The 12,937-nt window shown below is 64.4% G+C and carries 11 protein-coding genes and 1 pseudogene; 5 read left to right on the top strand and 7 right to left on the bottom strand.

Annotated features, from left to right (window positions below; genetic code table 11):
* A pseudogene (locus tag QM659_RS14380) lies at positions 1-188 on the bottom strand (hypothetical protein); the annotation flags it as partial.
* On the opposite strand from QM659_RS14380, the gene QM659_RS14385 reads away from it, so the two are divergent.
* A complete protein-coding gene (locus tag QM659_RS14385; RefSeq protein ID WP_415188936.1) occupies positions 183-653 on the top strand; it encodes a hypothetical protein in 471 nt (156 codons plus the stop codon). The pseudogene QM659_RS14380 and the gene QM659_RS14385 overlap by 6 nt on opposite strands.
* Positions 654-1,030: 377 nt before the next feature.
* Here the strand turns inward: QM659_RS14385 and mdoH are convergent, their stop codons facing one another.
* The 3 genes from mdoH to QM659_RS14400 form a co-directional block, all read right to left on the bottom strand.
* The gene (gene mdoH / locus QM659_RS14390; RefSeq protein ID WP_415188937.1) at positions 1,031-3,229 is read right to left on the bottom strand and encodes a glucans biosynthesis glucosyltransferase MdoH; all 2,199 of its coding nucleotides are present in this window, start codon (positions 3,227-3,229) and stop codon (positions 1,031-1,033) included.
* A gap of 8 nt (positions 3,230-3,237) precedes the next feature.
* Positions 3,238-4,797: a glucan biosynthesis protein gene (locus QM659_RS14395; RefSeq protein WP_415188938.1), complete on the bottom strand. Its 1,560-nt coding sequence runs from the start codon at positions 4,795-4,797 to the stop codon at positions 3,238-3,240.
* 61 nt (positions 4,798-4,858) lie between these two features.
* On the bottom strand, positions 4,859-6,400 hold the full coding sequence (locus tag QM659_RS14400; protein ID WP_127077820.1) for a glucan biosynthesis protein: 1,542 nt from the start codon (positions 6,398-6,400) through the stop codon (positions 4,859-4,861).
* Between the two features lie 360 nt (positions 6,401-6,760).
* Between QM659_RS14400 and QM659_RS14405 the strand changes: the two genes are divergently transcribed.
* The 4 genes from QM659_RS14405 to QM659_RS14420 all read left to right on the top strand — a co-directional run bounded on the left by QM659_RS14405 (position 6,761) and on the right by QM659_RS14420 (position 10,929).
* On the top strand, positions 6,761-8,977 hold the full coding sequence (locus QM659_RS14405) for a protein-disulfide reductase DsbD family protein (protein ID WP_415188939.1): 2,217 nt from the start codon (positions 6,761-6,763) through the stop codon (positions 8,975-8,977).
* Positions 8,978-8,979: 2 nt separating this feature from the next.
* The gene (locus QM659_RS14410; protein ID WP_415188940.1) at positions 8,980-9,594 is read left to right on the top strand and encodes a thioredoxin family protein; all 615 of its coding nucleotides are present in this window, start codon (positions 8,980-8,982) and stop codon (positions 9,592-9,594) included.
* Between the two features lie 152 nt (positions 9,595-9,746).
* Positions 9,747-10,238: an EamA family transporter gene (locus QM659_RS14415; RefSeq protein WP_415188941.1), complete on the top strand. Its 492-nt coding sequence runs from the start codon at positions 9,747-9,749 to the stop codon at positions 10,236-10,238.
* Positions 10,239-10,443: 205 nt separating this feature from the next.
* Positions 10,444-10,929 (top strand): CreA family protein, encoded by a 486-nt coding sequence (locus QM659_RS14420; protein WP_415188942.1) that lies wholly within the window; start codon positions 10,444-10,446, stop codon positions 10,927-10,929.
* A 62-nt stretch (positions 10,930-10,991) separates the two neighbouring features.
* On the opposite strand, the gene QM659_RS14425 is transcribed toward QM659_RS14420, so the two are convergent.
* From QM659_RS14425 to QM659_RS14435, 3 genes are all read right to left on the bottom strand, one after another.
* On the bottom strand, positions 10,992-11,453 hold the full coding sequence (locus QM659_RS14425; protein ID WP_415188943.1) for an MgtC/SapB family protein: 462 nt from the start codon (positions 11,451-11,453) through the stop codon (positions 10,992-10,994).
* Positions 11,454-11,723: 270 nt separating this feature from the next.
* Positions 11,724-12,350, bottom strand: coding sequence for a hypothetical protein (locus QM659_RS14430; protein ID WP_415188944.1), 627 nt, complete (start codon positions 12,348-12,350; stop codon positions 11,724-11,726).
* Positions 12,347-12,865, bottom strand: coding sequence for a GcrA family cell cycle regulator (locus tag QM659_RS14435; protein ID WP_415188945.1), 519 nt, complete (start codon positions 12,863-12,865; stop codon positions 12,347-12,349). The genes QM659_RS14430 and QM659_RS14435 overlap by 4 nt, the downstream gene beginning before the upstream one ends.
* Positions 12,866-12,937: the final 72 nt, after the last annotated feature.

Consider the following 12,937-nt stretch of genomic DNA (forward strand, 5'->3'; position numbering starts at 1 on the left):
CCCGCGCCGCCGGGCTGCTGGGTGCCCTGACCGCCCGCCGAGCCGAAGCCGGTCGCGCCCTGTCCCTGTGGCTGCCTGCCGCCGGGTGTGCCTTGCGGCGTACCCTCGCCGAAGCGTCCGCCTTGCGGCTGACCCGCGCCGCCGGGCTGCTGGCCGAAGCGCCCGCCCTGAGGTTGGCCGGGTTGCACCCGCTCCTGCTCCTGAACCTTCTTTTGTTCGGGCTGCTGCCTCGGGCGCTCCTGTTCCTGGGCCTTGCGCGGCTCAAATTCCTGCCGTCCGCGTTCCTGCGCCTGTCCACGTGGCTCGGGCTGCTGGCCTCCGCGGTCGCGCTGGCCGAAGCCCTGATCCTGCCCGAAACGCGGCTGCTGGCGCTGCTCCGGCTGTGCGCGCTGCAATTGCTCGGCGCCGCCGCCGCGCTGCTGGCCGCCACGCTGTTCCTGCGGCTGCTGCGCGCGCTGATCCGGGCCGCCCCGCTGTTCCGGTCGACCGCCGCCGCGCTGCTGATCCTGCTGACCGCCCCGAGGCTGTTCGCCGCGCTGATCATCGCGCGGCTTCCTTTTCTGCTCGTCGCCCTGCTGCCCTTGCGGCTGGAATTGCGCCAGTTGCACTTGCGCTTCGGCGGTGCCCAGATCTCCGAACGCGATAACGCATGACGTTATACTCGTCAGGAGAAGCGGCATGACCTTTTTCGATGACATGTCGGTTCCCTTTCGCGGAACGAGCGCGCCGGAACTCGGTCGATCCGGCGCGGGTATTGCCGAGTTCGCCCAGACTCTCGCGAGCGCGGACGACTCAATCCCAGCGGCAGCCGGGGTTCTGGTCTCTGCCTGGGGAAACTCCCGAGGCCCCAACCGTCACCCGCCACGCTAGTGGTCCGATTCCGACATTTGCATCCGTTTGCAGCACGCTCGCGAGCAAATGTCGGAATCGAAAAGACCACTGGCAACATCATGATTCTAGTGGAGCTTTTGAATTTGACATTTGAGCGAGAGCTCACAGCCGCCGGGACTCAAATGTCAAATTCGCTCCACTAGGTTGTTTGCTCCAGTGGCTGAGCCGATGTTTGAGGCTGTTTTTCTGGCGGAATTTCGGCAGGAATAAAAGCTTCGAGACGTGCGAGACTTTCGGGATCGGACAGTAACGCCGCTTTCTCGCCTGGTTTCAGCAAGCTCAGCAACTCGGAGAGATTGGCGGAGACGTCCAGTTTTGCCCGTCCGATGGCGAGGTTCGGCGAAATTCGAGACTCCAGCGTGATCGGCTGCATTTGAATCAACTCGCGATGGAGGCGGCGAAGCTTCGGGCTCTTGACGAGTTGCGTGATGGCCTCGTGCTCGGCGGCTGCCTTCTCCACCTCGGCCTGCGCGCGATGGGCCTCGCCTGCGATTGACGGCGGCGACTTTTCTTCCTCGATCTGGAGGAGCCCGAAGCGACGGAACCCTTCACCCGCCGAGCGCTGCGCCGACCACCACGAAAGAGGCCCGGCAAAGACGAGGCCGAGCGACGCGGGCAGCATCCACAGGAACAGGATCTTCGACGAATACCAGGTGCCGATCGCCAGCGCGATGCCGATCATCATGTGCAGGCGATGGAACTGCATGATCTCCCAGAACGGCAAGGAGCCGTCGTCGCGGCGCTGCGGCTTCCATCCGCTGTCGCGGCCGCGGAACACATCCACCACGGCGCCCGACTGGAGCAGCATCATGATGTGCGCGAACAGCGACGAGAGGACCGTTTCGATCAGCACGCCGACGAAGAGGAGGAACGGCCCGCCGAACCCTTTCCGCTGGCGGCTGTCCATCAGCGCGAGAACATAGGCGAAAAGCTTCGGCAGAAGCAGAACGCTGAGTGTCAGGATCAGAAGCTGCAACGAGCGCTCGCTGTCCTGCATGGGCCACTTCGGGAAGAGGGAGAAGTCGTCCGTGAAATATTGCGGCAGCGTGTAAATCGATTGCAGCGTCAGCGCGAGCGCGATGATGATGAACAGGAACCACACCAGCGCCGAGACATAGGCCATGATGCCCATTGCCATATGCACGCGGCTCACCCAATGCAGGCCGTCCGCGAACATCACCCGGGAATGCTGGAGATTGCCCTGCGCCCAACGGCGGTCGCGCATGGCGAAGTCGATCAGCGCGGGGGGGATTTCCTCGTAAGAGCCCGCGAGGTCCGGCACCATGACGACACGCCAGCCCGCGCGATTCAGAAGCGCTGCCTCGACGAAGTCGTGGGACAGGATCTGCCCGCCGAAGGGCGGCTTGCCCGGCAGCATCGGAAGCCCGGCGCTCTCGATGAAGGCGCGCGTGCGGATGATCGCGTTGTGGCCCCAGAAATTCGACGTGCCGCGATGCCAGAACGCAAGGCCCGTCGCCAGCATCGGGCCGTAGAGGCGTCCGGCAAACTGTTGCAGGCGCGCGAACAGCGTGTTGCGGCCGATGGAAAGGGGCACCGTCTGCACGAGGCCGAAGTCGGGGTTTTTCTCGATGATCGCGGCCAGCTTCGTAACGGACTCGCCCGTCATCAGGCTGTCCGCGTCGAGCACCAGCATGTATTCGTAATTCGCGCCCCAGCGGCGGCACCAGTCGGCGACGTTGCCAGCCTTCTTGCCGGTATTCTGCGAGCGGCGGCGATAGAAGATGCGATGCCCGCACGCTTCGCGCTCGCGGACGGACTGAAAGGCCGCCTCCTCTTGCACCCACACATCGGGGTCTGTGGTGTCGCTCAGGATGAAAAGGTCGAAGCTTTTGCCCTGACCCAGCTTGGCGATGGAGTCGAGCGTCGCGACCGCCATGCCGAAAATGCGGGCGGGCGCCTCGTTATAGGTGCAGACGAGGATCGCCGTACGCCCGGTCAGCGGGGCCTTGGCGTCGTAGTCCTCGGGCTTGACGAGAGAACGCCGCATCCCCGTCGCGATGACGAAAAAGCCTGCCAGCGCCGTCATGAACGACAGCGACAGCCAGAAGATGTTGATCGAGAACAGCACCACCAGCGCGATGCCGAGGCCACCGAAACTGCCCACGCTCAGCACAAGGTAAAGCTGAACGATCAGATAGATCGTGATCGCAAAGGCACCGCCGAAAATGAGGAAGCGGCGAAGCGGCGCTTGCACGTCCATCGGAAGCTTGCGGCGCGTGGTGCGGTCGAAACTGTCGAGGCTCTGAGGCGCGAACACGGATTGGACGCGCGAGGCCGGTACGGCAGGGGTCTCGGCGGGAGATAGCGTATCGTGCATGCTTGACCTCAGGCCGTCCACCGGTAGATCCAGACTTCGGAAATCGGTTTACCATCCGCAAGCAAAGAGCATCGCAAATCCGCTTCGATCGAACCCGCTGCCGGCTCATATTCGAAAGCGACACGATGGCCCCCGGAAACCCGGTTTCGCCGGATGGTAGCGTTCACGATAGTTCCTGCACTCGCGGTTAGTTCCATGATGCGGCCCTTATCGCCGCAAAATTCGACGGAATCATCGCACAGGTTGAACTCTTCGGTTCCGGCAAAGTCAATGTTGAACAGCCGCCGGCCAGCATTCTGCAACGATGCGCCCACGAGCGTCTGTGCCACGGTGGCGTAATTGATGCGTAGCGGCGGAGCGTCGCACCATGTCAGACGATATTTGTAGGCGTAGCTTGCGCCCGCCGCCAGCGGCTCTTTCGGGTGCCAGTAAGCCACGATGTTGTCGAAGTACTCGGTGGTGGTCGGCAGTTCGACCAGATCGACCGAACCAAGGCCGAAGCTTTCGCGCGGCTCGACCCAGAGGCTCGGGCGCTGCTCGTAATGCGCCTCGAAATCTTCGTAGCGGTCGCCTCGCCGTTCGCGCTGTATGAGGCCGAAGCCGCGCACAGCGTTGTCGACGAACGCGGAAAACTGAACGCGCGGCGGATTGATGAGCGGCCGCCAGATATGCTCGCCCTTGCCGTTCCAGATCGCGAGGCCGTCTGAATCGTGGACGCGGTTGCGAACCTCGTCGGCGAGATAGGAAGAGCTGGGAGCGAAATAGAACATGCTCGTCAGTGGCGCGATCCCGGCATAGGCCATGGTCCTGCGCGGAAAGAGCGTGCAATCCACATCCATGACCGTGTTAGCGCGAACCGAGATGACGAACTTGTAAGCTCCCGACACGCTTATACTGTCAAGCAGTGCAAAAACCGTGACCGAGGATGCGCCAGCATCGGGTCTTACGATCCAGAAAGAGCGGAAAACCGGAAACTCGTCATGCGGCGGTTGCGCCGTGTCGATCGCGAGCCCTCGCGCCGAAAGCCCGTAGCCCTGTCCGCTCGCCTTCGCGCGGAAATAGCTCGCGCCCTGAAAGACGGCGAACTCGTCCATCTGGTTCGCCTTGTCGATTGGCGTGTGGATGCGGAAACCCGAGAAGCCGGGCGCGGTGCCCTCGGGCGGCGGCGTCACATTCTGCCCGTAGGAAAAAAGGTCGGCGCGATACTTCAGTTCGGTCGCCCGGCCATCCGCCACGGTGAAAATTTGCACCGGCGTCGTGTACAGATAGCCCGCGCTGAAAAACTCCGCCGTGAAACCGAGATTGTCATTGGCCCAGAGCGCATCCTCGCGCTTGAACCGGATGTCGCGATACTGGTCGTAATTCAGATCCTTATAGCTTTCCGGGATGGTGTCCGCGGGCGGCGCATAGGGAGACGCCGAAAGCTGGCGCGCGCGCTCGACGAGCGTCTCGAAGGAAAACGGCTCGCTGCCTTCGGCGCGCGCCTCGCCGATGACATCCGCATGCCGCGCAAAATAGAGCGCGGCCGCAAAGCCGGCGCCGAACTTCAGGACATCCCGTCTGTCCATGGTGCATTGCCCTCCAAACGCCGGAGTCATCAAAAAATCCGAGGAGGTCGGAGAGAGCGCGTCAGCGCGCCCACCGGAATATCCAGGTTTCCGAGACGGCCTTGCCATCGACCGACAGTTGCGCGCGCAGATCCGCCGGGTCGCTGCCCGAAGTCGCGTATTCGAAGCGCAGCCGCTGCTGCCCCGCTTCCGGCCCCGCAACGACGCGTACATTGCGCACCTCGCCAGCCGAGGCCGTGACCTGCGCTGCCAGTGCCGACGGATTGCAGCCTTCGCAGCGCTCCGTGTTCGCGAAGTCGACGATGAAAGCGATGTCGCCCGACTTGGTTTCGCCGATGCGCGTCTGCGCGACGCTTGCGCGCCGGTTCTCGATGGGCGGGGTCCAGCACCAGTGCATCCGGTAGCGGTAGCGATGGCCAATGCCGGGCCCAAGCCCATCCTTCGGCCGCCAGAAACAGACGATGTTTTCGTTGATTTCTTCCGGCGCGGGCAGTTCGATCAGATCGATGGAGCCCTCGCCCCAGTCACCCACCGGCTCGATCCAGAGCGAAGGGCGCTTCTCGAACTGCGCGTCGGTGTCCTGATAGGCAGCGAACGAGCGCTCCTTCTGGATGAGGCCGAAGCCTTTAGGCGCCTTGTCGACGAACACGGAAAATTGCAGCCGCTCGGGATTGAGAAGCGGACGCCAGATCTGCTCGCCCTGGCCGTTGAGGATCGCCAGCGCCTCGGAATCGTGCACGCGCGGGCGGAAGTCGCGCCGCTTCGGCGCGGCGGACGGTCCGAAGAAGAAGCGGCTGGCAATGGGAGCGATGCCCGCATAGGCGATGCGGCGGCGCGGGTAGATCGTTGCCTCCGTGTCGATGATCGTATCGAAGCCGGGCGTCACGGTGAACTTGTAGCGACCGACCGCGCTCACGCTGTCGAAAAGCCCATGCACCACGAGCGACTGATCGACCGGGCGCGGCCGCTCGATCCAGAACGAGCGGAACAGCGGGAAGTCTTCCCCGCCCGTCTGTCCTGTGTTGATCGCCAGCGCGCGCGCCGAAACGCCGAAGACCTGACCGCTCGCGATGGCGCGGAAGTTCGTCGCGCCGAGAAATCTCAGGAAGTCGCGGAAAACGCCGAGACGGTCGATCTGCGCCTGCGCGTGGAACCCGGCGAAATCGGACTGTGCCGGTGTAGCCGGAGCCTTCGCGGGCGGGTTGAACTCGAAAGCATCGGCGGCATACGGAATCTTCGTCGCGCGCCCGGCTTCCACCTGAAACAGCTCGACCGGGAAAGCAAAGATCGCGCCCGCTGTGTGGTAAGGCTCAAGACGGAAAGGCGCGTTATCGTTACGCCAGAGCGCCTGATCGTCCTTGTAGACGATTGCGCGATTGTACTGCTCCCAGGTCAGGTTCGCGAGCGCTTCGTCGACCTTCTTGTCGGGGGCTTTGAACGGCTCGTCGGCGCGGCGGCGCGCGAAGGCATCGAGCAGCTCTTCCGAGAACGGGTAGGAATCAGGGCTGTCGGGCGACAGGTTGATCTGCGCGAACGACGGCAGCGGGAACGCAGCCGCGGCGGCTGTGGATGCGGCAAGCTTGAGCCACGTGCGACGGTCCATTCCCCCAACTCCCGAAAGTAATCTGCCGTGCAGCGCGAAAGGTCGCCCCGATCAGGTCAAAATGCGACCGGACGGCGCCACGACAAGGTGTCCGTTCAAGACCGGATACAAATATTTTTACCCCGCCTAAGCAAGAGACGGTTTCGGGTTTTTTGGGGCGAATTTGAGGCGCTTTCCGGGGTTTCCGGCAGGAAGCCGCAGGCGGCGTCCGCCTGCTTCGGAAAAGCGCGAGCGCGCCCTTCCTGAGCCCCGGCCATGCCTCGCAACGTCGCCCCCCCTTGATCTTGCGTGTTATGGAAGACTATCTGACCGGTTGGGCGCCGTGGCCTTGCCGCGAGCCTCAACCGCAAGCGGGTGCGAATGATACGCTGGAAATCGAAATCCGTGCCGGGCCTTCTCATGGCCTGCCTCGTTCTTGCAGGGCTCGCGGCGGCGGAAGCCGCGCCCAGGAAGCATGTCGAGGTCGATCTTCTGTCGGAGCGGACCGCCGTCGTCCCCGGCGAGACGATTACCGTCGCCGTGCGCGAGCGGATCGAGCCCGAATGGCACACCTACTGGATCAATCCGGGCGATTCCGGCGAGCCGACGTCCATCGCCTGGACTTTGCCGCAGGGCTTCGAAGCCGGTCCGATTCAGTGGCCGCTGCCCGATGTCATCCCGATTACGCCGCTCGTCGACTATGGCTATAGCGGAGACCTTCTGCTTCTCACCGACATCGTCGTGCCGAAGGATGCCGCCGGCGACAACGTGACGCTCGCCGCGAAGGTCAATTATCTCGTCTGCAAGGACATTTGCGTCCCGGAAGAGAGCGAAGTCCGATTGACGCTTCCCGTGGCTGCGGGTGCTGCCGCGCCGTCGGAACACGCGGCGGCCATTGCGAAGGCCCGCGCGACGGTGCCGGTGCCGCTTTCGGGTTCGGCGTCCTATTCGGTGAACGCCGCCAAAGGAGAGCTACGGCTGACCGTCAGCGCGGACGCTTCGCTCCTCAACGGCACGACGGATGCACGCTTCTTCCCGCTCGGGTGGGGCGCGGTTTCCAACTCGGCCCCCCAAAAAATGGCGCTCGACGGCGGCAAGCTCACGCTCGACCTGAAGCAGGGCGAAACGAAAGAGACGCCCGACAAGCTGGAAGGGGTGCTGGCCCTCACGAAGGGCGGCGAGCGCAAGGGCTATGTGATATCAGCGGCGCGCGGCCCGGACGGTGCGGCGCTCGGCGCGCCCGCGAAGCTTGCCGAGGGCGGCGGGTCTGGCGACGGCGGCATCGCCGAGGCTGTTGCACCATCGACCGGTGAGGCGGTTGCCGGCGACCGCTTCGCTGCGGACGAAGGCGCAGTGTCGAGCATCGCGCTCGCCATCCTGTTCGCGTTCCTCGGCGGCGCGATCCTGAACCTCATGCCGTGCGTGTTTCCCGTGCTCGCGATCAAGGCGCTCGGCTTCGCCAACAAGGCGGAAGGTGGGCACTGGCAGCAGGGCTTCGCCTATCTCGGCGGCGTGCTCGTGTGTTTCGCGGCGCTTGCCGCGCTCCTCGCCGTGCTGCGCGAAGGAAGCGCCGCCTTCGGCTGGGGCTTTCAGTTCCAGTCCCCTGCCTTCGTGCTGGCGCTCGCGATCCTGTTCTTCGTGATGGGGCTCAGCCTTTCCGGCGTCGTGTCCTTCGGCGGCGGTCTGATGAGCGCTGGCGACAGCCTCGCGCGAAAGCCCGGCAATGCGGGCTACTTCTTCACGGGCGTGCTCGCTGCCGTGGCGGCGACGCCCTGTACCGCGCCGTTCATGGGCGCGGCCATCGGCTATGCGCTGACGCAACCCGTGGCGGTACTCGCCGCCGTCATGCTGGGCCTCGGCATCGGCTTCGCGGCGCCCGTCGTGCTCCTGAGCCTCAGCCCCGGCTTGCAGCATATCCTGCCGAAGCCCGGCGCATGGATGGAGACGCTGAAACAGGTGCTCGCCTTCCCGCTCTACGCTACCGCCGCCTGGCTCGTGTGGGTGCTGTCGATCCAGACGGGCAGCGACGGCGTGATGGCGGCGGCGCTCGCCTTCGTCGGTGTGGGCTTCGCGGCGTGGCTGGCGGGCAAGACGGCCTATGCGCCGCTGCGGGCGAAGCTCGTCGCGCCCGTGCTCGGCGTCGCGGCTTTCGCTTTGTCTCTGTCGCTCGCGGAGACGGCAGGCAGCGTCAACATGGCGGCGAGCGCGGAGAAGGCAGCGCTGTCCGGCGAGACATTCACCAAGGCACGCCTCGACGGCCTCATCGCCGAGGGCAAACCCGTGTTCGTGAACCTGACCGCCGCATGGTGCATAACCTGCAAGGTGAACGAGCGCGTGGCGCTGAAGTCCGAGGCCGTTGCCGACGCCTTCGCGAAGCGCGGCATCACCTACCTCGTCGGCGACTGGACGAGCCGGAACCCCGAGATCACAGACCTGTTGCACAAGTTCGGCCGCGCGGGCGTGCCCCTTTACCTGTTCTATCCCGGAGGCGGGGCGGAACCGCGCGTACTGCCTCAGCTTCTGACGGTCGGGCTTGTCCTCGACGAAACGAAAACGAAGGCGAAAGTCGCCGGTCCATCCTCAAACAAGGGAGCCTGACGATGTCTTTCCTGAAACCGCTGGCCGTTCTCCTGGCAAGCGTCGCGATGACGGCGGCAGCTTCCGCCGCGCCCGAGGTGGGCAAGCCCGCGCCGGATTTCTCGGCCACCGACTCCAAAGGCAGGACGGTGAAACTCTCCGATTATCGCGGCAAGACCGTTGTGCTCGAATGGACGAACGACGGCTGTCCCTACGTGCAGAAGCACTATTCGACGAACAACATTCAGTCCCTTCAGAAAGACGCGGCCGCAAAGGGCATCGTCTGGCTGTCGATCATCTCGTCCGCGCCGGGCGAGCAGGGCGCCGTTTCAGGCGCGGAGGCCGACAGGCTCAGCGAAACGCGCGGAGCCGCACCCGCCGCCGTGCTTCTCGATGCGGAAGGCAAGGTCGGCCGCCTTTACGACGCACGCACCACGCCGCACATGTTCATCGTGAACGGCGACGGTACGCTCGTCTACATGGGCGGCCTCGACGACAAGCCGACAGCCATCCCGTCCGACGTCAAGGCGGCGAAAAATTACGTGCGCGCCGCGCTCGACGACCTCGCGGCGGGCAAGCCGGTGGCGACGCCCGTAACGCGGCCCTATGGCTGCTCGGTGAAGTACAAGCACAGCTAGCAGGCAGGGCGCGCCGCGGCTGTCCGGCGGGCGGCGTGCGCCTCACGCACAACCTGTGGCCGAATGATCGCAGGTTATGCAGGAAATGCCCGTAACCCGTTGAGGCGTCATCCGCTCCGGGCTATGTATGCCGAATGATTATTCCGCGCAAATTGCCTCTAAAGGTAGCATTCGGCCTCGTCATTGCGATCGTGGTGGATTCCTCCATCCAGATTTTCTGGAAGACGGCGGTGCTGGATTTGCCAGATGACGCCTCGTTCTTCGCGATTTTCAGAGAACCTTTGTTCCTGGTCGTGGTTACGATCATGACGCTGCAATTCTTCAACTGGATGGTCGTGCTCGCCAACGCGGATCTGAGCTACGCCCAACCGGTCACTGCGCTGAGCTACGTTTTCGTGGCGGTCCTGTCGGCGATCTTCCTGCGTGAGTCGGTTGACGCCGTGCAGGCGCTCGGCATCGGCCTCGTGATTGCCGGGGTCTATTTCATCAGCCGCACGGATCACCTCACGAAGCGCGCGGAGCCGGAAGCGGAAGACGGCCTTCTTGCCGAGCGCGCCCAACATCCCGCGCGCCCTGTCGCTCTGCCTTCGCCGGCGCCGAAACTCGTCCATGCGTCAACCGACCTCAAGAGCCACGCGGCTTAGCGGCTCAAAGGGCGCGCCTCGACAGCCTGTGAACCCGCTTGACGCAAGAAGCTGATCGACGCTTGAAAACACAAACCACGGCGCCGCTTCTTGATCGACGGCGCGATGCTGCAATCGAGTCACGCAGTATCGCGAGCCTCGCTGCCCCTATCGTTTCGCGGATGGTAAACGATATGACAAGGATCATGGGCGTGGGAGATTTGGCATGAAACGGAATGCGGGCGGAAAGCTGCTGCTTTGTGCGGTATTGGCGCTGACGACGCTAGGCGGCGGCGTTGCCCGGGCGGACGATATCGGCTGTATCAGCACGGCGTTCCGCCTCATCGGCAAGAACGACAAGGTGTGCGTGAGCGCGTTCGACGACCCGAAAGTGCCGGGCGTGGCCTGCCATATCGCGCAGGCGAAGACAGGCGGCCTAGGCGGCACGATCGGGCTTGCGGAAGATCCGAGCCGCTTTTCGATCGCGTGCCGTCAGATCGGCCCGATCACGGTCGATATCGACAAGCTGGGCGAAAACGAGGAGGTCTACTCGGACCGCACCTCCATCTTTTTCAAGAAGACGCACGTCTACCGGACCGTAGACAAGAAGCGGAACACGCTTGTGTATGTGGCCATCAGCGACAAGCTGATCGACGGATCGCCGCAAAATTCGATTTCAACGGTGCCGGTCATGCCCTGGGCGGCGCAATAGAGTGACCGACGCGGTCACACCGGTCGGGCCTGATTTACGGCTTGGGCCGCAGAATATCAGGTTCAGGCGTTGCCGGGCGGGTTTTCCGTGTCGTTAGTGTCCTTCGGAACGAAAAGGCGTTCCAGGCGCTTGCCGAGCGCAAGGATCAGCGCGACCAGCACGGCGGCGGTGACGACAATGGGCCATGCGCCGAGGCCGCACGCCATCCCGATGCATGCCGTGAACCAGATGGCGGCGGCGGTCGTCAGTCCCCGAACCTTGTCGTTAGTGTCGCGGTGAAGGATCACGCCCGCACCAAGAAAGCCGATGCCGGTGAGCACGCCCTGAATGACCCGGCTCGATGCGTCCGCCTGAACGCCGGACGGATGCTCGCTCAAAAGGACTGCCAGCGCCGAGCCGAGTGCCACGATAGCGAGCGTGCGAATGCCGGTCGGCTTGCCGCGCGCTTCGCGATCGAGGCCGATGGCCGCCCCGACTGCGGCGGCAGCCGTGAGGCGCAGGACCGCATCGGGCCAGTCGATCATGCAAAAACTCCATCGCAACGGCCGGAAGAAGACAGTGCTCGCGCCACGGCCGCAGGCGGGACGGCAAAACGCGGTCCCGCAAAGAGTTCCGTACCCGGAGTCGAAATTGCCGCACATCGGAATGGGTTCTGATGCGACCTCCGCTGAGGACGAGCGGTGCCGGAATGGAAACCGCGCGGAGAGCGGCAAGCATCGATGCGCGTCGATGGGCGGCCTCGGCTTTGCTTCCAATGCCTCGCGAGGACGATGCCTTGGTGTCCGGCGCCAGGCTCAGGATTTCTGCGCAGCCCCGCACTCGACCGTTTCGCCCCGCTTTCGAGGCGTGGACGCGAAGGCGTCGTAAAGGCGAACGACCTCCGCCGCCGCTTTCCGCACGCCCGCCACGAAGGTCTCGTCCGGCTTGAAAATGCCGCTGTGGCCTGGATCGAGAAGGGCGACGAGCCGCAGCACCGCCGCGCGATCCTCCGCGCCCAGACCTTTCAGCACGTAACTTACGCCCGCGATCTCGCGCCGCTGCTTCTCGCCGAACGGCACGCGGCCACCCGATGGCGGCGAGCGCACCTCCGATCTGAGGTAATTGATCCCTCCGGCATTGGAGAGAGCGGCGATAGTCGAAGACAACCGTTCGAGGGCCTCCGCCTCGCGGTCGGAGAGTGCGCGGTCGAGTGCCGTCAGGCGGCGGCGAAGCGAGCGGATGCGCACCGCTTCCGGCTTCGCCGCCGCATCTTCGAGGATCGCAAGGCGCGTTTCGAGCGGGGTCAGGACCAGCCGGGCCCGGCGGCGTGCGACGACGGGCGCGCCGGGCGGCGTCAACACATCTCGCGTGAATGCGGTATGCTGGCGTCGCCAGTGTGAAGGGGCTTCGGAAAGCTCACCGCGTCTCTTCGCCTCTGTCATGCGCCCCTCGGTGCTTCTGCCCGCTGGAAAGCCAGCTGCCGATGACTCCTGCAATACGATCGACCGGGTTCGGCCCTGCATCCGCAGAAGGCAAAGCCCGGTTCAGCGGGATCGCCAAGGGGCCAGCGGCAGGCGCCATCCGGCAGATGCTCCAAAGCCGCAGCCCCGTAGATGGCGGAGGGCGCGTCGAGCGAGCGTCGCACCACGAGACCGCCGTCTTGCGGCTCGTCCCGCCTTGCGTGCTCGCGCAAGGCGCGCAGGCTGATGCCGTTACGGCGAAGGAGAGACCGCAGCGCCTTTGGGTTGACGCCGAGCGTTCTCGCGATATCGCTTGTCCTGAGCGTCGCGAGGGCTGCAACTATTTCGGTCAGGTCGCCCGTCGTCCAGCGCCGCCGTCCATGGATCGGTTGCGGGGCCGGTTGCGACAAACGCGAGAGAGCGATGGCAGGAAGAGTCGGGAAGGTGGCCTGCGTGGCTTCGGCGCGCGGAAGGCGAAGCGGGGTGAGATTACACATGGGATACAGCACCGGAAAAGAGTGAACGCTTCAATGCAAAAAACTACACATAACGTGTAAAATTATCGTAAG

The sequence above is a fragment of the Rhodomicrobium sp. genome (assembly GCF_047605405.1).
Classification (GTDB): Bacteria; Pseudomonadota; Alphaproteobacteria; order Rhizobiales; family Rhodomicrobiaceae; genus Rhodomicrobium; species Rhodomicrobium lacus.